Origin of the sequence: Streptomyces sp. NPDC017890 (assembly GCF_044328675.1) — a bacterium.
Taxonomy (GTDB): Bacteria; Actinomycetota; Actinomycetes; order Streptomycetales; family Streptomycetaceae; genus Streptomyces.
This window is the reverse complement of sequence record NZ_JBIRHU010000012.1, coordinates 224,173-247,423: the sequence shown is the minus strand read 5'-3', so window position 1 is coordinate 247,423 and position 23,251 is coordinate 224,173. Positions and strand designations below refer to the sequence as shown.

At 72.4% G+C, this 23,251-nt stretch carries 18 protein-coding genes; 5 read left to right on the top strand and 13 right to left on the bottom strand.

The features are described from left to right. Positions 1–420: 420 nt before the first annotated feature. Entirely contained in the window at positions 421–1,428 is a 1,008-nt protein-coding gene (locus tag ACH4F2_RS18305; RefSeq protein ID WP_398133719.1) for a stage II sporulation protein M, read from the bottom strand. Positions 1,429–1,554: 126 nt separating this feature from the next. On the opposite strand from ACH4F2_RS18305, the gene ACH4F2_RS18300 reads away from it, so the two are divergent. Then, positions 1,555–2,517 (top strand): RDD family protein, encoded by a 963-nt coding sequence (locus ACH4F2_RS18300; protein ID WP_398133718.1) that lies wholly within the window; start codon positions 1,555–1,557, stop codon positions 2,515–2,517. Positions 2,518–2,544: 27 nt separating this feature from the next. On the opposite strand, the gene ACH4F2_RS18295 is transcribed toward ACH4F2_RS18300, so the two are convergent. From ACH4F2_RS18295 to ACH4F2_RS18255, 9 genes are all read right to left on the bottom strand, one after another. Continuing rightward, positions 2,545–3,159 (bottom strand): hypothetical protein, encoded by a 615-nt coding sequence (locus ACH4F2_RS18295; protein WP_398133717.1) that lies wholly within the window; start codon positions 3,157–3,159, stop codon positions 2,545–2,547. A gap of 160 nt (positions 3,160–3,319) precedes the next feature. Then, positions 3,320–4,777, bottom strand: coding sequence for an adenosylhomocysteinase (gene ahcY, locus ACH4F2_RS18290; RefSeq protein ID WP_398133716.1), 1,458 nt, complete (start codon positions 4,775–4,777; stop codon positions 3,320–3,322). A gap of 351 nt (positions 4,778–5,128) precedes the next feature. Beyond that, a complete protein-coding gene (locus tag ACH4F2_RS18285) occupies positions 5,129–6,109 on the bottom strand; it encodes a cation diffusion facilitator family transporter (protein ID WP_398133715.1) in 981 nt (326 codons plus the stop codon). Between the two features lie 185 nt (positions 6,110–6,294). Continuing rightward, a complete protein-coding gene (gene manA, locus ACH4F2_RS18280; RefSeq protein WP_398133714.1) occupies positions 6,295–7,446 on the bottom strand; it encodes a mannose-6-phosphate isomerase, class I in 1,152 nt (383 codons plus the stop codon). A gap of 77 nt (positions 7,447–7,523) precedes the next feature. Further along, the gene (locus ACH4F2_RS18275) at positions 7,524–8,651 is read right to left on the bottom strand and encodes an SIS domain-containing protein (protein ID WP_398133713.1); all 1,128 of its coding nucleotides are present in this window, start codon (positions 8,649–8,651) and stop codon (positions 7,524–7,526) included. Positions 8,652–8,749: 98 nt separating this feature from the next. Beyond that, on the bottom strand, positions 8,750–8,920 hold the full coding sequence (locus ACH4F2_RS18270) for a Trm112 family protein (protein WP_007450268.1): 171 nt from the start codon (positions 8,918–8,920) through the stop codon (positions 8,750–8,752). A 309-nt stretch (positions 8,921–9,229) separates the two neighbouring features. Further along, entirely contained in the window at positions 9,230–10,594 is a 1,365-nt protein-coding gene (locus ACH4F2_RS18265) for a phosphomannomutase/phosphoglucomutase (protein ID WP_398133712.1), read from the bottom strand. Between the two features lie 135 nt (positions 10,595–10,729). Next, entirely contained in the window at positions 10,730–12,346 is a 1,617-nt protein-coding gene (locus tag ACH4F2_RS18260) for an L-lactate permease (protein WP_398133730.1), read from the bottom strand. Positions 12,347–12,542: 196 nt separating this feature from the next. Then, positions 12,543–12,965, bottom strand: a complete 423-nt coding sequence (locus tag ACH4F2_RS18255; RefSeq protein ID WP_398133711.1) for a DUF3499 domain-containing protein — start codon at positions 12,963–12,965, stop codon at positions 12,543–12,545. A gap of 293 nt (positions 12,966–13,258) precedes the next feature. Between ACH4F2_RS18255 and ACH4F2_RS18250 the strand changes: the two genes are divergently transcribed. Beyond that, positions 13,259–13,720 (top strand): metallopeptidase family protein, encoded by a 462-nt coding sequence (locus ACH4F2_RS18250; protein WP_398133729.1) that lies wholly within the window; start codon positions 13,259–13,261, stop codon positions 13,718–13,720. A 201-nt stretch (positions 13,721–13,921) separates the two neighbouring features. On the opposite strand, the gene ACH4F2_RS18245 is transcribed toward ACH4F2_RS18250, so the two are convergent. From ACH4F2_RS18245 to ACH4F2_RS18235, 3 genes are all read right to left on the bottom strand, one after another. Then, positions 13,922–15,391, bottom strand: a complete 1,470-nt coding sequence (locus ACH4F2_RS18245) for a DUF5719 family protein (RefSeq protein WP_398133710.1) — start codon at positions 15,389–15,391, stop codon at positions 13,922–13,924. Next, the gene (locus ACH4F2_RS18240; protein WP_398133709.1) at positions 15,388–19,140 is read right to left on the bottom strand and encodes a glycosyltransferase; all 3,753 of its coding nucleotides are present in this window, start codon (positions 19,138–19,140) and stop codon (positions 15,388–15,390) included. Before ACH4F2_RS18240 ends, ACH4F2_RS18245 begins: the two co-directional genes overlap by 4 nt. A 241-nt stretch (positions 19,141–19,381) precedes the next feature. After that, positions 19,382–19,645 (bottom strand): WhiB family transcriptional regulator, encoded by a 264-nt coding sequence (locus tag ACH4F2_RS18235; protein ID WP_003975777.1) that lies wholly within the window; start codon positions 19,643–19,645, stop codon positions 19,382–19,384. A 697-nt stretch (positions 19,646–20,342) separates the two neighbouring features. Between ACH4F2_RS18235 and ACH4F2_RS18230 the strand changes: the two genes are divergently transcribed. Genes ACH4F2_RS18230 through ACH4F2_RS18220 form a run of 3 tightly spaced genes read left to right on the top strand, consistent with a single transcriptional unit; the run spans position 20,343 to position 23,227 of the window. Further along, positions 20,343–20,882 (top strand): cysteine dioxygenase, encoded by a 540-nt coding sequence (locus ACH4F2_RS18230; RefSeq protein ID WP_398133708.1) that lies wholly within the window; start codon positions 20,343–20,345, stop codon positions 20,880–20,882. A gap of 33 nt (positions 20,883–20,915) precedes the next feature. Then, positions 20,916–21,899: a 2-phospho-L-lactate transferase gene (gene cofD, locus ACH4F2_RS18225; protein WP_398133707.1), complete on the top strand. Its 984-nt coding sequence runs from the start codon at positions 20,916–20,918 to the stop codon at positions 21,897–21,899. Then, complete coding sequence (locus ACH4F2_RS18220; protein WP_398133706.1) at positions 21,896–23,227, top strand: coenzyme F420-0:L-glutamate ligase; 1,332 nt, start codon at positions 21,896–21,898, stop codon at positions 23,225–23,227. Before cofD ends, ACH4F2_RS18220 begins: the two co-directional genes overlap by 4 nt. Positions 23,228–23,251: the final 24 nt, after the last annotated feature.

Below are 23,251 nucleotides of genomic sequence, written 5' to 3'. Positions count from 1 at the left end.
TTTTGGCACGCTGTTGAGTTCTCAAGGAACGGACGCTTCCTTTGTACTCACCCGAGAGACTCTCTCAGGCTTTCCTCCGGGCGCTTCCCTTCGGTCTTGCGTTTCCGACTCTATCAGATCCTTTTCCGATCCGATTTCCTCGGCGCTTTCCAGGTTCTCGCTTTCGCGTTTCCCTTTCCGGCGGTTCCGACTTTATCAGAAGTTCCGAGCCGGTCTGACCGGCCGTTCATTTCCGATTCATCGGGAGAGTGCTTCGCCGAACTCAATGATTCGGGAGGAAGCAGATAGACACTCACTATCGCCTTCTGGGGTGAACCCATCTCCAGGCAACTGTTTGAATCTACCTCCCCGCTCGCTCCGTGTCAACGGCTCTTGCGGGAACGAAGAGGACACTAGCAGCTCACCGGGGGTGGACGCACATCAGGCGGCGGTCGGCACGGTGGCGCTGCGCTCGGCCGCCTCGACGTCGCCCGTGTCGCCGGCGCGTACCGCGCGGCCGCCCAGGACGTATACGTAGGCGAGGAAGGCCAGCTCGGCGACGACTCCGATGGTGATGCGGGCCCAGGTGGGCAGGCCGGACGGGGTGACGAAGCCTTCGATGGCGCCGGAGAGGAACAGGACCAGAGCGAGGCCGATCGCCATGCCGATGGCAGCCCGGCCCTCCTCGGCGAGGGCGACGCGCCGGGTGCGCGGGCCCGGGTCGATGAGGGTCCAGCCGAGACGCAGACCGGTTCCCGCGGCCACGAAGACCGCGGTCAGTTCGAGCAGGCCGTGGGGGAGGACGAGGCCGAGGAAGGTGTCGAGGCGGCCGGCCGAGGACATCAGGCCGAAGCCGACTCCGAGGTTGAGCATGTTCTGGAACAGGATCCAGATGACGGGCAGGCCCAGGAAGACGCCCAGGATCAGGCAGAGCGCGGCGGCCCACGCGTTGTTCGTCCAGACCTGTGCGGCGAAGGAGGCCGCGGGGTGGCTCGAGTAGTACGTCTCGTACTGGCCGCCGGGGCGGGTCATCTCCCGCAGTTCGCTGGGCGCCGCGATGGTGGACTGCACCTCCGGGTGGGTGCCGATCCACCAGCCCAGGACCGCCGCGACAGCGGTCGACAGGAGTGCCGTGGGGACCCACCAGTGGCGTGCCCGGTAGACGGCGGCCGGGAACTGCTGGGTCAGGAAGCGGGTGACGTCGCGCCAGGAAGCCCGGCGGGTGCCTGTCACGACGCTGCGCGCGCGTGCCACCAGTCGGCTGAGCCGTCCGGTCAGTTGCGGGTCGGGCGCGCTGGACTGGATCAGGGAGAGGTGGGTGGCCGTGCGCTGGTAGAGGGCGACGAGCTCGTCGGTCTCGGCGCCGGTCAGCCGACGCCGGCGTCGGAGCAGGGCGTCGAGGCGGTCCCACTCCGCGCGGTGGGCGGAGACGAAGACGTCGAGGTCCATCGGTGTGCCTGCTCCTCGGCTATCGTCGGCGGCTCGTCGTGGATCAGCTTGTCGTACTGCGGCGCGGTGTGTCCTCAGCTTGGCAGACTGGCGGGGACGGGGGCAGTCAGGGGAAGGGCGGCAGGCGTGAGTGAGCTGGTGACGGGCGAGGCGGTGGCGCTGGAGCTGCGCCCCGCGAGGCTGCCCAGCAGAGCGCTGGCCGTTCTGCTCGACCTGGTGGTGGCCGTGGCCGTCTACGTGGCGGTGACCGTCGCTCTGGTGGTCTCCACGGCTTCCTTGGACATGGCGGCGCAGACGGCGATTTCGATCGCGGCGTTCGTCCTGGTGCTCGTGGGCGGGCCGATCGCCGTGGAGACGCTGAGCCACGGGCGGTCGCTCGGGAAGATGGCGTGCGGTCTGCGGGTGGTGCGGGACGACGGCGGGCCGATCCGGTTCCGGCACTCGCTGGTGCGGGGCCTGATCGGGGTGATCGAGATCCTCATGACGTTCGGCGTCGTCGCCTGTATCGCCTCGCTGGTGTCCGCGCGGGGACGGCGGCTCGGCGATGTCTTCGCGGGAACCCTGGTCGTGCGGGAGCGGGTGCCTGCCGCGCCGGCGGGCTTCATGCCGCCGCCCCCGCCCTGGCTGGCGGGGCGGTTCTCGGGGCTCGATCTGTCCGCCGTACCCGATGACCTGTGGCTTGCCGTCCGTCAGTACCTGACCCGGATGGGGCAGCTTGATCCCCGGGTCGGCTGGGCCATGGCGGAACGGCTCGCCTCCGACGTGGCGGCTCGCACGGGGGCTCCGGCGCCCCGGGAGGTGCCACCGGCGGCGTACCTGGCGGCGGTACTGCAGGAGCGGCAGGTTCGGGAGGCTCGGCGGGCGTTCGGGGGTCCGTCTGCGGGTGGTGGGCCTGCGGCGACGGGGTCCATGGCTCCTCAGCCCTCGGTTCCTCCGCCCTCGGCTACTCCGGTGGCGTCACCTGTGATGCCACCGGTGACGCCTCCCGCAGTGCCGCCGAACGCGCCTTCGCCGGGGGCCCGGCCCGAGGTGTCGCGGGACGCTCCGTCGGACGACCGTCCCGGCACCGGGTTCGTACCGCCGGCGTAGACGGGGCGGGCTGCGCCCCGACGTCGCTCACGGGAACACGGACGGCGGTGACTCCAGGTCCTCCAGCTCTATGCCGGGGGCCGCGAGCACGACGTCGCCGGCGATGTGCACGGCGTACTGCTCGCCGGTGTCCAGGGCTGTGACCTGGTATTCGTCCACGGTGAGGGGGCCGTTGTCAGTGGCGTGTGCTTCTCTTACGAGCAAGGCCCAGGACTGGTCCACGGTGCGGGGGGCGAGGACCGGGTCGGTGAGGGCGACGAGGCGTACGCGGGTGGCCGATCCGGAGGGGGTGAGGCGCAGGAGGCGGGTGACTGCGACGAGAAAGGCCGGGGAGGTGCCGGTGAAGGCGTGGGCGCGCGCATTGCCTTCGGTGGCGTGGACTCCGGTGGGGTCGGTACGGACCCAGGTGACGCCGTCGATGGCCGCGCCGCGTACCTGCCAGCTCGCGGCGTGGAGTTCGAGGCGAATGGGGCGGCCGAGTTCGTCGAGGGCGAGGTCGACTGAGCCCTGGTGGTCTCCGGTGGGTGTGGTCAGCCGGGAGACGTAGCGCCAGCCGGAGGGGCCGGGAGCGCACTGGAAGTGTTCTTCTGCGAGGGGGGTGTGGTCGTGCGGATCATGGAGCGAATATCGGCCGCGGGGCATGGTGGTCCTGGGGTGGTGACGGCTGCTGGTCCGGCCGCTGAGGCGCCAACGGGGCAGGCCCCCGGCACGGGGGTGCGGGGGCCTGTCTCGGAGGAGCCGGCAGCCGGCGGGGGCGCGTCTGCGCACGGACGCTCCCCCGTCGGCTGCGACGCGGGCTTGCTCAGTAGCGGTAGTGGTCCGCCTTGTACGGGCCCTCGACCTTGACGCCGATGTAGTCGGCCTGCTCCTTGCGGAGCGTGGTCAGCTTCACGCCGAGGGAGTCGAGGTGGAGGCGGGCGACCTTCTCGTCGAGGTGCTTGGGCAGCACGTAGACGTCGGTCGGGTACTCGTCGGGCTTGGTGAACAGCTCGATCTGGGCCAGCGTCTGGTCCGCGAACGAGTTGGACATCACGAACGACGGGTGACCGGTCGCGTTGCCCAGGTTCAGCAGGCGTCCCTCGGACAGCACGATGAGGACCTTGCCGTCGGGGAAGGTCCAGGTGTGGACCTGCGGCTTGACCTCGTCCTTGACGATGCCCGGGAGCTTCGCGAGGCCGGCCATGTCGATCTCGTTGTCGAAGTGGCCGATGTTGCCGATGATCGCCTGGTGCTTCATCTTGGCCATGTCCGAGGCCATGATGATGTCCTTGTTGCCGGTCGTGGTGACGAAGATGTCGGCCTTGTCGACGACCTCGTCCAGCGTCGTGACCTGGTAGCCGTCCATCGCCGCCTGCAGCGCGCAGATCGGGTCGATCTCGGTGACGATCACGCGGGCGCCCTGGCCGCGCAGGGACTCCGCGCAGCCCTTGCCCACGTCGCCGTAGCCGCAGACGACCGCTGTCTTGCCGCCGATCAGGACGTCCGTGGCGCGGTTGATGCCGTCGATCAGGGAGTGGCGGCAGCCGTACTTGTTGTCGAACTTCGACTTCGTCACCGCGTCGTTCACGTTGATCGCCGGGAACAGCAGGGTGCCGTCGCGGTGCATCTCGTACAGGCGGTGGACGCCCGTCGTGGTCTCCTCGGTCACGCCGCGGATCTCGGACGCCAGCTGCGTCCACTTCTGCGGGCTCTCGCTCACCGTGCGGGTGAGGAGTTCGAGGATGACGCGGTGCTCGTCGGATTCCGCGGTGTCGACCGAGGGGACCTTACCGTCCTTCTCGTACTCGACGCCCTTGTGGACGAGGAGGGTGGCGTCACCGCCGTCGTCCAGGATCATGTTCGGGCCGCCAGTGGGGGTGTTCGGCCAGGTCAGGGCCTGCTCCGTGCACCACCAGTACTCCTGGAGCGTCTCGCCCTTCCAGGCGAAGACGGGGACGCCCTGCGGGTCCTCCGGGGTTCCGTTCGGGCCGACGGCGATGGCGGCGGCCGCGTGGTCCTGGGTGGAGAAGATGTTGCAGGAGGCCCAGCGGACCTCGGCGCCCAGGGCGACCAGGGTCTCGATGAGTACGGCGGTCTGCACGGTCATGTGCAGGGAGCCGGTGACGCGGGCGCCGGCGAGGGGCTGGGCCTCGGCGTACTCCTTGCGGATCGCCATGAGGCCGGGCATCTCGTGCTCGGCGAGGGTGATCTCCTTGCGGCCGAACGCGGCCAGGGAGAGGTCGGCGACCTTGAAGTCCTGCCGGTTGTCGACAGTCGTCATTACGGGCTGCTCCTCGGGTTGGGTCGAGGTGGGTACGGCTGGTCTGCGCGGCGGAGGGCACAGGGGTGCCCCGAAGAGGACACAGGCATGCCCGCGTGCGCGCAGCGCAGTCCGTCGGAGGCCCTCTCTCCCTCGGCCGGTCCGTACTGGACCGCCCGACCGCCATCAGCAGCGACGTCTGGCTCCGTCCCAAGCTACACCGCGGGCGCCCGCCGTCCCCAGTCCGCCTCCGAACACTTCCGGACGTTCACGAAGCGTGACGGGAAGCGTGACGGGAAGCGCCCGGGGGCGGAAGCCGACGGGGCCCGCCGAGAGGATCGGCGGGCCCCGTGGGGGTGCGAGGTGCGGTCGTCAGTGGGCGGCGGGCGGTGTGGCCGGGCCGCCGGGGGTCGCCTCGCGGTCCGGGCCCCTGGTCGCCTCGGACTCGCTGTAGATGTCCGGTTCCAGGTAGATGACGCGGGCCATCGGGACGGCCTCGCGGATACGGGCCTCGGCGGCGTCGATCGCGGAGGCGATCTCGGTGGCCGTGCCGTCGTGGCGGACGGCGATCTTGGCGGCGACGAGCAGTTCCTCGGGGCCCAGGTGGAGCGTGCGCATGTGGATGACGCCGGTGACGGTGTCACCGGCGACGATCGCGGACTCGATCTGCTGGACCGCCTCGACGCCCGCGGCCTCGCCGAGCAGCAGGGACTTGGTCTCGACGGCGAGGACCAGCGCGATCAGGATGAGCAGCACGCCGATGCACAGGGTGCCGATGCCGTCCCAGACGCCGTCGCCGGTAAGCAGGGCCATACCGACACCACCGAGGGCGAGGATCAGGCCGACGAGGGCGCCGAGGTCCTCGAGGAGGACGACGGGCAGTTCGGGGGCCTTGGCGTGGCGGACGAACTCCTTCCAGGACTTCTTCCCGCGCAGGGTGTTGGACTCCTTGATGGCGGTCCGGAAGGAGAAGGTCTCGGCGATGATCGCGAAGACCAGGACGCCGACCGGCCAGTACCAGTGCTCGATCTCGTGCGGGTGCTTGATCTTCTCGTAGCCCTCGTAGAGGGCGAACATGCCGCCCACCGAGAAGAGCACGATGGAGACGAGGAAGGCGTAGATGTAGCGCTCGCGGCCGTAGCCGAACGGGTGCTGGGGGGTGGCCTCGCGCTGAGCTCGTTTGCCGCCGAGGAGCAGGAGGCCCTGGTTGCCGGAGTCGGCGAGGGAGTGCACGGACTCGGCGAGCATCGACGACGATCCGCTGAAGATGAACGCCACGAATTTCGCTACCGCGATCGAGAGGTTGGCGAGCAGTGCCGCCACGATCGCCTTGGTTCCGCCTGACGCGCTCATGTGTCGCGTTGTCCCTTCGCCTTCATCTGCTTCGTCTGCGTCCGTACGCCGGTGGGGGCTCGGCCGGTCGTCGGCGGTGCCCCTCCTTCGCGGTGCGCCATTGTTGCAGCCCGCGCGGGCCTCGATGTGCCGGATGCCCCGTCGTACGCCGGTCAGGCCTGCGCCCGAAGCCCGTCAGGACCGCGTCACACGCGCACGGTGGCGCGGAAGAGCATGCCGGATCCGGACACTTCGGCCTTTTCGCCGGCGGGGACGAAGACGGACCGGCCGGGGGCCAGTTCGTGTTCGCCCACCCGTACGGTGCCGGCCGTGCAGAGCAGGATCTGCGGGGCCGGGAGGGTGAGTTCGTGGATGCCGGAGCCCTCGGGGAGGACGTAGCGGGACAGGCGGAACTCGTCGATCGGGGTGTCGTAGACCTCTTCGCCGTCGGGGGACGCCTCCGGGCGGAGGATGCCGGGGTCGCCGGCCTCGAAGCGGACGATGCGCAGCAGTTCGGGGACGTCGACGTGCTTGGGGGTCAGGCCGCAGCGCAGGACGTTGTCGGAGTTGGCCATGATCTCGACGCCGAGGCCGTCGAGGTAGGCGTGCGGGATGCCGGCGCCGAGGTACAGGGCCTCGCCGGGCTGGAGCCGGACGTGGTTGAGGAGCATGGCGGCGAGGACGCCGGGGTCGCCCGGGTAGTGGTGGGCGATGTCGGCGTAGGGCGCGTAGGGGTCGCCGAGACGGTCGCAGGCGGCCGCCGTCTCGGTGACCGTGCGGGACATCTCCTCGGGGTCGGCCGTGAGGATCGCGGTGAGGACCTCGCGCAGGGCGGCGTCCTCGGGGTGCGCGCGGAGCAGGTCGGCGTAGGGCTTGAGGGAAGGGATGCCGAGGCCGTCGAGGAGGTCGGCGGCCTCGGTGGGGGGGCGGAAGCCGCAGAGGCCGTCGAACTCGGTGAGGGCGCAGATCAGTTCGGGCTTGTGGTTGGCGTCCTTGTAGTTGCGGTGCGGGGCGTCCAGGGGGACGCCGCGGCGCTCCTCGTCCTCGTACCCCTGCCTGGCCTGGGCGAGGTCGGGGTGGACCTGGAGGGAGAGCGGGGCGCCGGCGGCGAGGAGCTTGAGGAGGAAGGGCAGCCGGGGGCCGAACCTGGCGACGGAGGCAGCGCCCAGTTCCTTCCCGGGGTCGGCGTCGACGACCTCGGCGAGGGTGCCCCGGCCGGTGCGGGAGGGGGCGCCGGGGTGGGCGCCCATCCACATCTCCGCCTGCGGTTCGCCGGTCGGCTCGGTCCCGAGCAGGGCCGGGATCGCGGTGGTGGAGCCCCAGGCGTAGGGGCGGACGGTGTTGTCGAGGCGGTCCATGGGATCTCTCTGCCGGTGCGTGCGCGGTGCGTGTCCTGGGTGCGTAGCGCTGGTGCCTACGAGATGGTGCGTACGGGTCAGGCGTGTGAGGCGATCGCCAGGTAAACGGCGGCGAAATCCGTGATGGCGATCAGCTCGGCGAGGGTCTCCAGTTCGCCGCCCGCTTCCGGCTCCAGCTCGCTGATCGGCGTTTCGTGACCGAGGGCCAGGTCGCGGGCGCCCGGCGCGGCGGTGAGACCGCCGCTGGGGCGGTCGCGAAGGAGCACCACGCGCGCGTGGAGGGCGGGCGCTTCCTCGACGCGGTCGCGGAAGAAGTCGTCGGGGTCGGCGCCGGCGGCGAGTCGGCCTGCGAGCAGGGCGCTGTGCGCGGCGAGCGCCTCGGGCAGTTCGGCGACGACGGCCGGGGTGCCGGCCAGTTCGGCGAGCGCGGCGGCGAAGCGGCGGCCCGCGGGTCCGGCCGAGGTGCCCTCGGTCCAGACGACCGGCAGTGAGTCGGCGAGCTCGGCCGCCAGGGTCTTGGCCGGGTTGCTGTACGTCACGACGGCGGGCCCGCAGCGCTCGGCGATGCGGTCGAGGCGGTCGGCGATCTTCTCGATGGCGTCGGGCGGCGCGTCGAGCAGGGCGGTGCGGTCCAGCAGCGCGAGGAGCGGGGTGAGCAGCGCCCACAGGACGCCGGGGGCGGCGCCGGCGAGGGGCTCGTCGTGGTCGTAGGGGGCGGTCGCCATGGGGATGAACAGGCCGTGGGAGGCGTTCACCGACTCGCTGAGCGGGGAACGGGCGGGGGCGACCGCGACGACCGTGCAGCCCCGGCGGTAGGCCTGTTCGGCGAGCAGGGCGAGGCCGGGCTCGGTGCCGTCGGGGGTGGCGATCAGCAGGAGGTCCACGGAGCCGGCCCAGCCGGGCAGTTCCCAGCGCAGCGCGCCCGCGGCGGGGGCCACGCCGCTGGGGGCGAGGCGGGTGACGGGGCTGCCGGCGCCGGCGAGGGTGCCGAGGAGGTCGGCGGCGTGGGTCGCGGCGGCGCCGGGGCCGGCGATCAGGACGGCGCGGGGGCGGCCGTCCGGCTTGAGGTTGCCGACGCCGGCCTCGGCGGCGTGCCGGGCGGCGGTGCGTACGCGGGCACCGGCCTCGGCGGCGCCGCGGAGCAGGCCGCGGCGGTCGGCCTCGGTGAGACGCTCCGGGGCGTCGAGGAGCGATTCGTCGAGCATGGCGGCAGTCTCCGATCGCCGGATGCGTTCGTTCGGGTGCGCGGGTACTTCGGGCCGTGGATCGGCCGTCGGTCGCTCGGGGCGGCGGGCCTCGTGGACTACTCGGGGCGGCGGGCCTCGTCGACGAGGAGGACGGGGATGCCGTCGCGCACCGGGTAGGCCAGACCGCAGTCCTGGCCGGTGCAGATCAGCTCCGCGTCCTGCTCCTTGAGGGGGGCGTGGCAGGCGGGGCAGGCGAGGATCTCCAGGAGGCCGGCTTCGAGCGGCATGAGGGTTCCCTTCGGGGACGGTTCGGCTTGTGCGGATGTGCTGGTCAGGGTACCGCCGGACAAGGACGGGTGTCGGGCGGTACGACGGGCGGGCACCCGGCGACGGTGCTGGGCGGTGGGTCGCGCAGCCCGGCGCTCGCGGGGCTCCTCCCCCACTCCCGGCTCCTCCCCCGCTCCCGGCTCCTCCCCCGTCCCCCCGCTCGAGCGGGGGGACCTCACGAGCGGGAGGTGACCCCACCGCCCACCGCTGCCGCCCTGGGGGTACCTCCCAGACCGTTCAGGCACTGGGGGAGGCACGGCTGCCCGCGGCTAGGACCGGATGATCGCCAGCGCCTCGTCCCGCACCTTCGTCATCGTCGCCTCGTCCCGGGCCTCGGCGTTCAGGCGCAGCAGCGGCTCGGTGTTGGAGGGGCGGACGTTGAACCACCAGTCGGCCGTCGTGACGGTGAGGCCGTCGAGGTCGTCCAGGGTGACGTCGTCGCGGCCCTCGTACGCGGTCCTGATCGCGGCGAGGCGGCCGGCCTGGTCGGCGACGGTGGAGTTGATCTCCCCTGAGCCCGCGTAGCGGTCGTACTGGGCGACCAGGGCGGACAGGGGGCCCTCCTGTCCGCCGAGGGCGGCGAGGACGTGGAGGGCGGCCAGCATGCCGGTGTCGGCGTTCCAGAAGTCGCGGAAGTAGTAGTGCGCGGAGTGTTCGCCGCCGAAGATGGCGCCGGTCCTGGCCATCTCCGCCTTGATGAAGGAGTGGCCCACGCGGGTGCGTTCCGGTGTGCCGCCGTTCTCCTTCACGACCTCCGGCACGGACCAGGAGGTGATCAGGTTGTGGATGACGGTGCCCTTGCCGCCGTTGCGGGCGAGTTCGCGGGCGGCCACGAGGGCGGTCACCGCCGACGGGGAGACCGGGTCGCCGTTCTGGTCGACGACGAAGCAGCGGTCGGCGTCGCCGTCGAAGGCGAGGCCGAGGTCGGCGCCCTCCTGGCGGACGCGCTTTTGCAGGTCGACGAGGTTGGCCGGGTCGAGCGGGTTGGCCTCGTGGTTGGGGAAGGTGCCGTCGAGTTCGAAGTACATCGGCACGAGGTCGAGGGGGAGGCCGGCGAAGACGGAGGGGACCGTGTGGCCGCCCATGCCGTTGCCCGCGTCGACGACGACCTTCAGGGGCCTGACGGCGGTGAGGTCGACGAGGGAACGCAGGTGGTCCGCGTAGTCGGCGAGGGTGTCTCGGCGGGTGACGGTGCCCGGGCGGGAGGCGGGCTCCGGGGCTCCGGACGCGCTCCACCGCTCCACCAGGGCGCGGATCTCCTCGAGGCCCGTGTCCTGACCGACGGGGGCGGCGCCCGCCCGGCACAGCTTGATGCCGTTGTACTGGGCCGGGTTGTGCGAGGCCGTGAACATGGCGCCCGGCAGGTGCAGCGCGCCGGAGGCGTAGTAGAGCTGGTCGGTGGAGCACAGGCCGATCTCGGTGACGTCGGCTCCCCGGGCCGCCGCCCCGCGCGCGAAGGCGCCGGACAGTCCCGGGGACGAGGGGCGCATGTCGTGGCCGACCACGATGGCGCTCGCGCCGGTCAGCTCGACGAAGGCCGCGCCGAACAGCTCGGCCAGCGACTCGTCCCACTGGTCCGGGACCACACCGCGGACGTCGTACGCCTTCACGATCTGCGACAGATCAGCAGCCACGGCCAACCTTCCTGAAAGTCCTGTCGGAGCCCACAAACTACCCGCAACCACTGACCGGGCGCCGGGCGGTTCCCAAAGGCCAGGGCAAGGTCAGGGCGGTCCCGGGGCGATGCCGGGGCGATGTGAGGGGCAGGATCAGGGCAGCATCCAGCCCAGGACCGGCGTGGACTGCCCGACCACGATCAGGCACATCACCAGCAGCAGGCCCAGGCTCCAGGGCAGCACCTTGCGCAGCAGATCGCCCTCGCGGCCCGCGAGACCGACGGCCGCGCAGGCGATGGTGAGGTTCTGCGGGGAGATCATCTTGCCGAGGACGCCGCCCGAGCTGTTGGCGGCGGCCAGCAGCTCGGGCGACAGACCGGACTCCCGCGCGGCGGTCACCTGGAGGGCGCCGAAGAGCGCGTTGGCCGAGGTGTCGGACCCGGAGACGGCGACGCCGAACCAGCCGAGCACCGGAGACAGGAAGGCTAGTCCGGCGCCCGCCGCCGCGACGAAGTGGCCGATGGTGGCGGCCTGGCCGGACAGGTTCATGACGTAGGCGAGGGCGAGCACGGAGGTCACGGTGAGGATCGCGAACCGGAGTTCGTGCACGGTCGCGAGCCACTCCTTGACCGCCACGCGCGCGTGCACGCCGAGGACGACGGCCGTGGCCACTCCGGCGAACAGTACGAGCGTGCCGCCGGTGGAGACGATCGGCCAGGAGTAGGCGTTGCCGCCGACCGGATTGCCCTCGGGGTCGGCGACGTCCAGGAACGGCCAGTCGTACGTCTGGGTCGCCTTCGCCAGCCAGTCCTTGACCGCGGGGATCTGCGCCACGGAGAAGACCGCGACGATCAGCGCGTACGGCGTGTACGCCCGCACGACCTCCCGGCGGGGGTCCCGCTCGTCCAGCTCCTGGCTGCGTACGCCGGTCAGGACGGAGGCCCGTACGGGCTCGGCGGCGGGCCGACGGGCCTGCGGTACGGCGACCAGGGCGCCGGCGCCGGCGAGGGCGGCGCCGATGTCGGCGAGCTGCGCCGAGACGTAGTTGGCGGCGGCGAACTGGGCGACGGCGAAGGCGACCCCGCAGGCCATCGCGGGCACCCAGGTCTCGCGCAGCCCGCGCCGCCCGTCGACCAGGGCGACCAGCAGCAGCGGGACGACGAGGGCCAGCAGCGGTGTCTGACGGCCCACCACGGAGGCGACGTCGTCGAGCGGCAGCCCGGTGACCTGGGCCAGCGTCACCACGGGGGTGCCCATCGCGCCGAAGGCGACCGGCGCGGTGTTGGCGACCAGCGAAACGACCGCCGCGCGCACGGGGTCGAAGCCCAGCGCCACGAGCATGACCGAGCAGATCGCGACGGGCGCGCCGAACCCGGCGAGGGCCTCCAGCAGGGCACCGAAGCAGAAGGCGACGACCAGGGCCTGGATGCGCGGGTCGTCGGACAGCCGCCCGAAGGAGCGGCGCAGGACGTCGAAGTGCCGGGTGCGGACGGTCATCCGGTAGACCCACAGGGCGTTCACGACGATCCACAGGATGGGGAAGATCCCGAACACGGCGCCCTGGACCGCGCTGGAGGCCGTCTGGTCCAGCGGCATGCCGTAGGCGAGCCAGGCGACGAGTACGGCCGCAAGGAGGCCGGTGAGGCCCGCCAGATGCGCCTTCATGCGGACGCCGCCCAGCAGGACGAGGACGATCACCAGGGGCAGGACCGCCACCAGGGCGGACAGGCCGAGTGACCCGGCGACGGGTTCCAGTTCCTGGACGTACACGGGCGCCTCCCCGGATTCCGCCATGCGAAAGCGATTTCTCGCAGCTCTCGGAATGGTCGTGTCCGCGACAACCGGGCGTCAATGGGTGTGCAGCAACGGATGCGACAGCAGTGGCCGGCGCGGCTCAAGTGGCCGGGGCGGCCCAGTTGCCCGGTGCAACCCAGGTGTCCGGTGCGGCCCAGGTGTCCGGTGCGGCTCAGTTGTCCGGTGAGCGCAGCACGCGCAGGTGGCCGCGGCGCGCGACCTCCATCGGGTCCGCCGCACGCGGACCGCCACCGGCCTCGGCCGTGCGCTCCTGGGGTCGGGCCGCCTCACGCACCGCGTTGGCGAGCGCTTCCAGGTCGTCGCCGCTGGGGCGGGCCGGGGCGGAGCCGTCGAGAAGGCGGACGACCTCCCAGCCGCGCGGGGCGGTGAGGCGCTCGGAGTGCTCGGCGCACAGGTCGTAGCAGTGGGGTTCGGCGTAGGTGGCGAGCGGGCCGAGGACCGCGGTCGAGTCGGCGTAGACGTACGTCAGCGTCGCGACGGCGGGACGGCCGCAGGCGGTGCGCGAACAGCGACGTACAGGGCTCACGATGTTGGACGGTACCGCACTCTTGAGCGGGCCGCGAAGACTATCCACCAGGTCACACCACCGTGTCGTGATGTGGAGCGCCCTGCGGGACCCTCCGGGCACGCCTGGTTGACCTGCGAGGACACCGGTTTTCAGGATACCGGGCGGTCAGGGAAGCGGTCATAAACCGACAAAACAGCGACATTTACTGCGAGTTCGCCGGTCGCGGAGAGATATGGAATCGAGCCCAACCTTGGCTGGAACGGTCACCTGGTGACATCCGGCGCGGAGGGCCCGGGCGTGGTCCGGTGTGCGTGTACGGTCCGGCCCGTGGACCCGACGGGGACTACCCTTCAGCAGTGATGGACGACCCCGTGACGCCCCGTGATGCCGGCCCCCCAGAGCCCCGCCGTCGTGATCGCCACGGTCGGGGCATGCGCGGGCCGATCGCTCCCCCGCAGGTACCGCTCGCCGCGACCCGCGGCGAGATCTTCGCGGACCTGGTGCAGGACTCCGTGGAGCGGCTGGAGCGGCGGTGGCCGCAGCTCGCCGACATCGACTTCCTGGTTCTCGACGTGCCGCGGCTGAACCGGGCCGCCGGGTCCGGGGACGTGTGGGACGACGAGGCGGTTCCGCTCGGCGGGACGGTGCCCTCGCGGGAAGGGCGGCGGGGGCGGGTGGTCGTGTACCGGCGGCCGGTCGAGATCCGGACGAAGGGGCGGGACGAGCGGGCGGCGCTCGTGCACGACGTCGTCGTCGAGCAGGTGGCGGAGCTGCTGGGGCTGACGCCCGAGACGGTGGACCCCCGGTACGGCGAGGAGTGAGCGGGCCGGGGGTAGGTTGCTGCGGTCCCCGGCCGTTCGGCCGCCATCAGGGCGCGGGGCGCTGTCCGGGCACAGGCCGCCGACGGAACACTGACCGCCGTCCGGGCACAGGCCGCCGAGGGAACACTGACCGCCGTCCGGGCACTGGACGCCGTCCGGGCGCAGGAGGAGGGCACGAACGCCCGCGCCTGCGCCACACGGCTACCTCTGCAGTACCGACAGGTCCTCGTCCGCGTTCGGTACCGAGACCGTTCCCCGGTCGTCGGGGAGGGTCTGCACGGTGAACGACGCCACGTCGTCGTCCTGCCCGGTGAGGGTGCGGGACGCGTGGACCGGGCCGCCGGAGACGGTCTCGACCGTCAGCGCGTAGGTGCCCTTGAGGCCGGCGGGGACCGGTGCCTCTACGTTCTGGGTCGTGCCGGCCTTGAGCGTGAAGGTCCTGGTCGCCGTCGTACCGCCCTCGGTGCCCGCTGACGCCGTGACCTTGACCTTCGCGGCCTTCTCGGGGGCGGTCAGGGACAGTGTCGTGCTCTTGGCGCGGTTGTCCGCGGCCGTCGCGCGCGCGCCGACCGGGTCGGAGGCCGGGATGAACGCCGACTCCTGCTCTCCGCCCTTGCCCCGCACGACCCGGACCGCCGCCACGACCGGGACGGCACTGCCGGTCGGCGTCAGTACCAGCGATCCGGCCTCTCCGCGCGTGACCTCGCCGAGGTCGACGCCCGTCGTCATGCCCGCCTTGACGCGCACCGTCTCGTGCCCGGCGGGCGTGATCGGCCCGGACGGCGAGGCGAGCCGCACCTTCAGGTCGGCGTCGGTGCCACCGGGCGTGAACAGCACCAGGCGTACGGCTGTGGCGTCCTTGGGGATGCCCGGCATCACGAGGTTGCTCGCCGGGTCAGCGGCGGCTGTCAGCCAGTCGCCGCCGGTCTTGTCGTCCAGGGCCTGCACCGCGGCCCCGACCCGCCCGCTGCGCACGCCGACGTGCACGGTGAGGTCGGTCTGCTCCACGTCGCTGAGCGTCGACAGCAGCAGGGACTCACTGCCGTGCGGCGGCACGGTGACGCCCTCCCCCACCGTGGACTTGACGGCTCCGTCCTTGCCGTAGAGCTCGATGTCGACGACGGCCGCCGAGTCGTCGGGGTTGGTCAGGTGTACGTAGTCGGTGCGGCCGGTCGCCGTGCTGGCGCCCGGGAACCAGAACTCCGTGTCCGGAGCGGCACAGTTGACCCCCTGCAGCCCGCGGCCCGTCCCAGCGGCGACCTCCGTGGTCTGCTGGACGGTCCAGCCGGGCGCGTGACTTCCCTCGGCGGTGCCGACCAGCGCGGGCGCGTCGGCGCCGGATGCCTTGCCGGTGACCGGCGTGCCGGGCCCCTTGGGCTGTACGGCGGGCTTCCCGGCCTTCTTCCCGTCCTCGGTGGTCCCGGCCGCGAGCGCGGCCCTGCCCTTGTCCTCGGCGCCCTTCGTGACGGGCGTGAAGGACGTGTACGACGTCTCGGCGAGGTCGGACGTGCTGGGCGCCGGGCAGAGCAGGCTGGTGCGCTCCACGGGCAGCCGGGCGGCCGGTGCGGCGGTGTCCGAGCCGGTGGCGTCCGGTGTGAACACCGCCGCGAATCCGGTGATCGCGGCGAGCGCGGTCGCGCCGGCGAACAGGGACAGGGTGGTGCGCTTCACTGCTGGCTCCCGTCGGGACGCTCATTGCCCGTGCCGTGGGGGTGGTGGGGCTGGGAAGGGTCGTACGGCGCGTCGTATCCGCCCTGTCCGTACGACTGGTCGTAGGCGGGGTCGTACGCGCCGGCCCCGGACCCGCCGGACGGATCACCGTAGGCGTACGGGTCGTACTGGCCCGCCTCGTACTGACCGGCCTGGCCGCCCTGGTAGGCGTCGCCCGGGTACGGCTGCTGCCCGTACGCGCCCGGGTCGTACTGCCGGCCGTCCTGGTACTGCTCGCCGCCGTACGTGCCGTACGAGCCGTACTCCGTGCCCGCGGGCGCCGGCGAGTCCCATGCGCCGTACGCCGGCTGCTGCGGAACCGTCACGGGTGTCTGCGCGGGCGGGCCGGCCTCGCCGGTGGCGGGCGCGGCCTCGGTCACCGGCCCGGTGGCTGCCGCGGCCTCGGCCTCCGCCTCGGCCTGGGCGCGCAGGCGTCGGGCCCGGCGGCCGTCGCCTTCGAGGGCCTCGGCGGGGACGAGCGGCTCGTCGGGCAGGTCGTCGTCGACGTCCCGGCGTCTGCCGGGCAGTGCGAGGACGACCAGGACGACGCCGAGGAGGCCCTGGGCCCACAGCCATGCGGTGTGGCTGAACGGGGCGTCGTAGGTGACGTCCAGCTTTCCGCCGGAGGCGGGGAGTTCGAAGCCCTGGGCCCAGCCGTCGACCGTGGTGCGGGTGAGCGGCTTGCCGTCCAGTGTGGCCGTCCAGCCCTCGGCGGCGGTGTCGGCGAGGCGCAGCACGCGGCCCTCGGAGCCGGACGGGATCTCGGTGTGGACCTCGACGGGCCCGGCCGCGACGGGCTGCGGCTCACCGGTACCACCGCCGGCACCGGAGCTCTCGCCGGCCACGATGGTCGCGCGCGCGACCTCCTGGTCCACCCGCCACAGTCCGCTGCCGTCCTGCTGGCTCAGCCGGCTCAGGCCGGGCGTCGCGTCCAGGACGCGGGCGACCTCGCGGGGCGCGCCCTTGTGCACGAGGACGTAGCGCACGGCGAAGCCGCCGAGCTGGTCGGCCTGGTCGGCGCCGGAGCCGGCCACGAGATTGGCGACGATCTTGTCGAGCCCGCTGTTCCCGCCGTCCCCGGCGGCCAGTTCTCCGTCGCCGAGGCGGACTCCGGAACCGCGGACCAGCATGTAGCTCACATGGGCGGCGGAGTCGCTGTCGAGGACGAGGGTGCGGGCCTGGTCGCGGGTGTGGCTCTCCTCGGCGACGAACGCGGGCACCTGTACGGGGTCGCGTCGCTCCAGGGGGCCGTCGGCGCCCCCGATCATCCAGCCGGCGGCGGCGATCAGCGGGCCGACGGCCGAGGCGAGGGCGATCAGGGCGGCGACGGGCTGACGCCAGCCGAAGCTCTGCTCGGCCACGCGCGAGCGGGCCCCGTCGGCGCCGAGGGTCGCGGCGGACAGCAGGGCGATGCCGTAGACGAGGGTGGCGGGCCCGGCCCAGGCGGAGCGGTTGGAGAGGACCGCGAAGACGAGGGCGACCAGGGCGACGGCCCAAGCCGTGCGGATGCCCAACTGCCGCTGGGAACGCAGCAGGGCGGCCAGCGCGGCCGGCACGATGCCGATGAGGACCAGCCCGCCGACCGTGCCGGGGCCGCCGGGGCTCGCCCCGAGCAGGTCGAGGGCGGAGGCGGCCGAGGCGCCGTACTCCAGTCCGGCCTCGTCGAAGAAGCCGAACGGGAGCAGGGACAGAGACCAGGGAGCGAGGAGCAGCAGGGGGGTGCCCAACTGGGCGAGGAAGCGCAGTCCGTACGCCGTGATGTCGCCCCTGCGCAGGGCCAGGACGCCGACGCCGAGGAGCAGCGCGATGGGCCACACGACGGGGGTGAAGGCGGTGGTGATCGTCAGCAGCAGCGCGTACGCCCAGGTGGCGCGCCAGCTGCCGCGGGCACCGGACGAGGATGTCAGGCCGGCCGCGGCGGCTCCCGCGCGTGCGATGAGCGGCAGCAGCACGGCGAGGACGGCGGTACCGATGCGGCCGCCGGCGAGGGCGCCGGTGGCGGCGGGCAGGAAGGCGTAGGCGACGGCCGCCCACGCGCGCAGCAGCCGGGAGGTGACGAGCGGGCGGGAGGCGAAGTACGCGGTGACGCCGGCCAGGGGCACCGAGCAGACCAGCAGCAGGGTGACGGCCAGTCCGGTGGAGCCCAGCAGTACGGAGGCGAGTGTGGCGACGATCGCGAGGTAGGGCGGTGCGGAAGCGGTGCCGCCGGTGCCCACGGTGTGCCAGGCGTCCACGTACCGCGACCACAGCTCACCGGCGCCGGCCGGGGCGGGCAGCAGCGCGCCGCCCGCCAGGGCGCCGCCGCCGAGGAGGGCGCGGCAGGCGGCCAGGGAGACGAGCAGCAGCAGGAGGAAGAGCACCGGTCCGGGCTTGCGGGCGACGCGCTTGAGACGGGAGAACTGCTCGATCTCCAGGAAGTCGGCGTCGTCGCCGCCGGGCCCGGACTCGATGGCGCCGCCGTGCCGTCCGGCGCCGGGGGCCGTCTCGGCGTCGGAGCTGCGGACGAGGTTGCCCGCGACCTGTTCGACGGTGACGCGGACGGTCGCGCCGGGGGGCGGGAACAGGGGGCGCAGTTCGTCCTTCTCGACCTGCGGCCGGCCGCGTTCACGCCGTCCGGCGATGATGCGTTCGGGTCGCAGCAGGACGCCCAGCAGGCCGCGGATCTCGTCGACGGCCTGGCCGGGGACCTTGCCGACGAGGTAGGCGAGGGTCCGCAGCAGGGTGCCGAGGACGATACGCAGCAGCACCCAGGGCAGGGCGGCGGTGCGGACGTTGACGAGGAGGGTGTGGACGGCGCCGGCCTTGTCCACCTTGTGCGGGGAGGCGGTGGTGCGGCCCGCGCAGTCGACGGCGCGGCGCTCGCGGGAGGCCGCCTCGGCGTGGCGTACGACCGCCTCGGGGGCGACGAGGACGCGGAGTCCGGCGGCGTGGGCGCGCCAGCACAGGTCGACGTCGTCGCGCATCAGGGGCAGCCGGCGGTCGAACCCGCCGAGCCGCTCGAAGACATCACGCCGGATCAGCATGCCGGCGGTGGACACCGACAGGACGGACCGGACGTGGTCGTGCTGGCCCTGGTCCTGTTCGCGGCGGTCCAGGCCGGTCCAGCGGCGGCCGGAGTTGGCGATGGAGACGCCGACCTCCAGCAGTTGCCGGCGGTCGTACCAGCCGCGGAGCTTGGGGCCGACGACGGCGACGTCGTCGCGGCCGAGTTCGTACTCGTTGTCCACGACGCGCAGCAGTTGGGCCAGGGCGTCGGGCTCGGGGGCGCAGTCGTCGTGCAGCAGCCACAGCCACTGCACCGGCTCTCCGTGGGGAAGCTCCGGCAGGTCGTAGTTGTCGTCGCGCCAGGTGCGCGTGACGGGGTCCCAGCCGCTGGGCCGCCTCAGGTACGGCAGTTCGTCCGGGGTGAGGACGGGGGCGCTGCGGGCGGCCTCCTCGACGGCCTGGCCGAAGCCGGTGCGCCGGGCGAGGTGCAGCACGCGGTCGTCACCGAGGGCGTCGGTGACCAGCCGGGCGGAGTCGTCGGCGCTGCCGGTGTCGGCGGCCACGGCGTGCTGGACGGGGCGTTCCTGGCCGAGCAGCCCGGCGAGGGCGTCGGGCAGCCAGCGGGCTCCGTCGTGGGCGACGAGGACCGCGGTCACGACGTGACGCGGGAACTCAGGTGTGGCAGCGAGGTCTTGCTGGGCTGCCGTGTGGCTGTGCACGGACATCGAGGTACGGGCCCCGGTTCGGTGGACTGCGGTGGACACCCGTGCCTGTTGAGGGTGGCGGGGCGTCTCGGACGAGCGCCCACACTATCGGCTGGGCACGACGGCCAGCCTCCGCCTGTGGACAACCCGCCTGCGAGGGGCCGTTCCTGCCGTTCCTGGCGTTCTTGCCGTTTCGGCCGTTCCTGGCGTTCTTGCCGTTTCGGCCGTTCCTGCCGTTCCTGCCGGTTCTACGCGTGGCGGGTCAGACGGCAGCCTTCTTCAGGCGGCGGCGCTCCCGCTCGGACAGGCCGCCCCAGATACCGAAGCGCTCGTCGTTGGCCAGGGCGTACTCGAGGCACTCGGAGCGGACCTCACAGGCGAGGCAGACCTTCTTGGCCTCCCGGGTGGAGCCGCCCTTCTCGGGGAAGAAGGACTCGGGGTCGGTCTGGGCGCACAGTGCGCGCTCCTGCCAGCCGAGTTCCTCGTCCGCGTCGTCGACCAGCAGTTGCTGCACCAGCTCGGTCATGTGCGCCCCTCGTCTGTCTTTCGCGTCCCCGTGATCTAGCCGTTACCGATTCCGGCTGAACGACACGAGTGAAATTACAAGTGTGCTGCTCCGGGCGAGTCAAGCCGAGATCTGCTATTGAGCCCCTTATTCACTCTGCGGAACCAAGGGCAAGCGGAAAGTGTTCAAATCGTCCTAAACCTTGACATACAAACGGGACCCGCAAGAGCACCCGTCCCGCACAGCGCCCGCACCAGGAAGGACGCCCCGCCGTTCGATCCCGTTCCGATACACACGCCGAAGCGAAGCTGATCACGTTCGGATCACAGGATCGCAACGGGGGTTGCGGACCCGGCTTGTGCGCCATGTGTCCCGGAAGCCGCCTGAGCAAACCTTTCACCTATGAGATGAACCGGATGAGGTGAAGCATGTCTCACATAACGGACAGCGAGTTGACAGTGCCTGTGTGAACCGCTGTCCTTGTGGGCATGCTCGCGAACTTGGCGCTCACCTCGACCCGCACCGCCGGGTCCCACGGTGCTGCCTGTGCTCGCCGTAGCTGTTGTTGCTGTTCCAGCTGTTGAGCCGACCACGCTCCGGCTGTCCCCGAGTCCACGCGACTCGGCTCTCCACTGCCTGCCCGACCAGGGCGTCTTCGCGTTCCGTCACTCCCCGCGCTCTTACTCCCGCACTCTTCTGCCGAGGACCCACCGCACCCATGAACAGCGACAGCGACCTCCAGATCGCCGGCGACATCCTCGAAGTCCCCCACCTCCTGCAAGCACCGCGTGAGCACCCGGCCACCGTCGCCGAGTTCGTCGGCCTGGCCCGCTCCATCGCCGCCGACCGGTCCCAGTGGGAGCACCTCGTCCGGTACGACGCGACGACACGCTGGTACCACCGTCTGCGCACCGGTCCCGGGTACGAGGTCTGGCTGCTGTCCTGGGTGCCCGGCCAGGGCAGCGGACGCCATGACCACGGCCCCTCCTCCGGAGTACTGACCGTCCTGGACGGCTCCCTGACCGAGCGCACGGAGCGCGGCACGCGCGAGTTGCGGGCGGGGGCCCAGCGGGTGTTCGCGCCGGGCTATGTCCACGAGGTGGTCAACGACGCGCTGGAGCCGGCGGTCAGCCTGCACGTCTACTACCCGGGTCTGACGGACATGCCGATGCACTCCGCACAGTGCTCGGGCGCCGGCGCCGGTACTGGCAGCGGCATCAGTACCGGTACTGATGCCGCTGCCGTGACGACTGCCTGACGCACTGTCGCACCCGCCTGCAAGACTGGGGCCATGCGCATTGTGGTTCTGGCAGGCGGCATCGGTGGTGCCCGGTTCCTGCGTGGTCTGAAGCAGGCCGCGCCCGACGCCGACATCACGGTCATCGGCAACACCGGGGACGACATCCACCTCTTCGGGCTGAAGGTCTGCCCGGACCTCGACACGGTGATGTACACGCTCGGCGGCGGCATCAACGAGGAGCAGGGCTGGGGACGGGCCGACGAGACCTTCCACCTCAAGGAGGAGCTCGCGGCGTACGGGGCCGGTCCGGAGTGGTTCGGCCTCGGCGACCGGGACTTCGCCACACATATCGTGCGGACGCAGATGATGGCCGCCGGATATCCGCTCAGCGCGGTGACGCAGGCCCTGTGCGACCGCTGGAAGCCCGGCGTGCGCCTCATTCCGATGAGCGACGACCGCGTGGAGACGCACGTCGCCGTCACGTTGCCCGACGGCGACTCCGCCGCCGGGTCCGGGGAGCGCAAGGCGGTCCACTTCCAGGAGTACTGGGTACGGCTGCGGGCGTCGGTCCCCGCCGAGGCGGTCGTACCGGTCGGCGCCGAGCAGGCGAAGCCGGCGCCCGGCGTCCTGGAGGCCATCGCGGAGGCGGACGTGATCCTCTTCCCGCCCTCCAACCCGGTCGTCTCGGTCGGCACGATCCTCGCCGTGCCCGGCATCCGGGAAGCGATCGCCGACGCCGGGGTGCCGGTGGTGGGCCTGTCCCCGATCGTCGGGGACGCGCCCGTGCGCGGGATGGCCGACAAGGTGCTCGCGGCGGTCGGCGTGGAGTCCACGGCGGCCGCGGTCGCCGAGCACTACGGCTCGGGACTGCTCGACGGCTGGCTGGTCGACACGGTCGACGCGGAGTCCGTCACGCGCGTGAAGGCGGCCGGCATCCTCTGCCGCGCCGTCCCGCTGATGATGACCGACCTCGACGCGACGGCGCGGATGGCCCGGGAGGCGCTGGCGCTGGCGGAGGAGGTGGGGCAGGCGTGAGCGACGAGGTGCGTGACGGGGCTCCCGGTCACCGAGAGGGCTACCGGGTGTGGGCCGTCCCCGGCCTGCCGGAGACGCAGCCGGGCGACGACCTGGCCAAGCTGATCGCGGCGGCCGAGCCCGCCCTCGCCGACGGGGACGTGCTGCTCGTCACGTCCAAGATCGTGTCCAAGGCCGAGGGGCGCGTCGTGCGGGCCGCCGACCGGGAGGCCGCGATCGACGCGGAGACCGTACGGGTGGTGGCCCGGCGCGGCGCGCTGCGCATCGTCGAGAACCGCCAGGGCCTGGTCATGGCGGCGGCCGGGGTCGACGCCTCCAACACACCCTCCGGGACGGTGCTGCTGCTCCCCGAGGACCCGGACGCCTCCGCGCGCGGCATCCGCGACGGGCTGCGCGACGCGCTGGGCGTCGACGTCGGCGTCGTCGTCACCGACACGTTCGGGCGGCCCTGGCGGGCCGGGCTCACGGACGTGGCGATCGGTGCCGCCGGTGTGCGGGTCCTCGACGACCTGCGCGGAGGCACGGACGCCCACGGCAATCCGCTCGGCGCCACCGTCGTCGCCACCGCCGACGAGCTCGCCGCGGCCGGCGACCTGGTCAAGGGCAAGGCCGCGGGGCTGCCCGTCGCCGTCGTACGCGGGCTCCCGCGGGTGGTGACCGAGGACGACGGCGAGGGCGCGCGGGCGATGGTGCGCGGCGCCCGCGACGACATGTTCCGGCTGGGCACGTCGGAGGCGGTACGGCAGGCGGTCACCCAGCGCCGTACGGTACGGGCCTTCACGGACGAGCCGGTCGACCCCGGTGCCGTGCGCCGCGCGGTGGCCGCGGCGGTGACGGCGCCGGCGCCGCACCACACGACGCCGTGGCGTTTCGTGCTGCTGGAGTCGTCGGGTTCCCGCACCCGCCTGCTGGACGCCATGCGGGACGCCTGGATCGCGGACCTGCGGCGGGACGGCAAGAGCGAGGAATCGATCACCAAGCGGATCCGGCGCGGGGACGTGTTGCGTAACGCGCCGTACCTCGTCGTCCCCTGCCTGGTCATGGACGGCTCGCACACCTACGGGGACGCGCGGCGCGACGGGGCCGAGCGGGAGATGTTCGTGGTCGCCACCGGCGCCGGCGTGCAGAACCTGCTCGTCGCGCTCGCCGGGGAGCGGCTGGGTTCGGCGTGGGTGTCCTCGACGATGTTCTGCCGGGACGTCGTACGGGAGGTGCTGGGGCTGCCGCATGACTGGGACCCGATGGGGGCGGTCGCGGTCGGTCATCCCGCCGAGGAGCCGCGGGCGCGGCCGGAGCGGGACGCGGGAGCCTTCATCGAGGTGCGGTGACGAGGTGCGGTGAGCTGTCGGGCC

Coding starts and splice junctions, on each gene's coding strand:
- ACH4F2_RS18305 (WP_398133719.1), bottom strand. CDS start 1,428: ATGGACCTCGACGTCTTCGTCTCCGCCCACCGCGCGGAGTGGGACCGC.
- ACH4F2_RS18295 (WP_398133717.1), bottom strand. CDS start 3,159: ATGCCCCGCGGCCGATATTCGCTCCATGATCCGCACGACCACACCCCC.
- ahcY (WP_398133716.1), bottom strand. CDS start 4,777: ATGACGACTGTCGACAACCGGCAGGACTTCAAGGTCGCCGACCTCTCC.
- ACH4F2_RS18285 (WP_398133715.1), bottom strand. CDS start 6,109: ATGAGCGCGTCAGGCGGAACCAAGGCGATCGTGGCGGCACTGCTCGCC.
- manA (WP_398133714.1), bottom strand. CDS start 7,446: ATGGACCGCCTCGACAACACCGTCCGCCCCTACGCCTGGGGCTCCACC.
- ACH4F2_RS18275 (WP_398133713.1), bottom strand. CDS start 8,651: ATGCTCGACGAATCGCTCCTCGACGCCCCGGAGCGTCTCACCGAGGCC.
- ACH4F2_RS18270 (WP_007450268.1), bottom strand. CDS start 8,920: ATGCCGCTCGAAGCCGGCCTCCTGGAGATCCTCGCCTGCCCCGCCTGC.
- ACH4F2_RS18250 (WP_398133729.1), top strand. CDS start 13,259: ATGGACGACCCCGTGACGCCCCGTGATGCCGGCCCCCCAGAGCCCCGC.
- ACH4F2_RS18240 (WP_398133709.1), bottom strand. CDS start 19,140: ATGTCCGTGCACAGCCACACGGCAGCCCAGCAAGACCTCGCTGCCACA.
- ACH4F2_RS18235 (WP_003975777.1), bottom strand. CDS start 19,645: ATGACCGAGCTGGTGCAGCAACTGCTGGTCGACGACGCGGACGAGGAA.
- ACH4F2_RS18230 (WP_398133708.1), top strand. CDS start 20,343: ATGAACAGCGACAGCGACCTCCAGATCGCCGGCGACATCCTCGAAGTC.
- cofD (WP_398133707.1), top strand. CDS start 20,916: ATGCGCATTGTGGTTCTGGCAGGCGGCATCGGTGGTGCCCGGTTCCTG.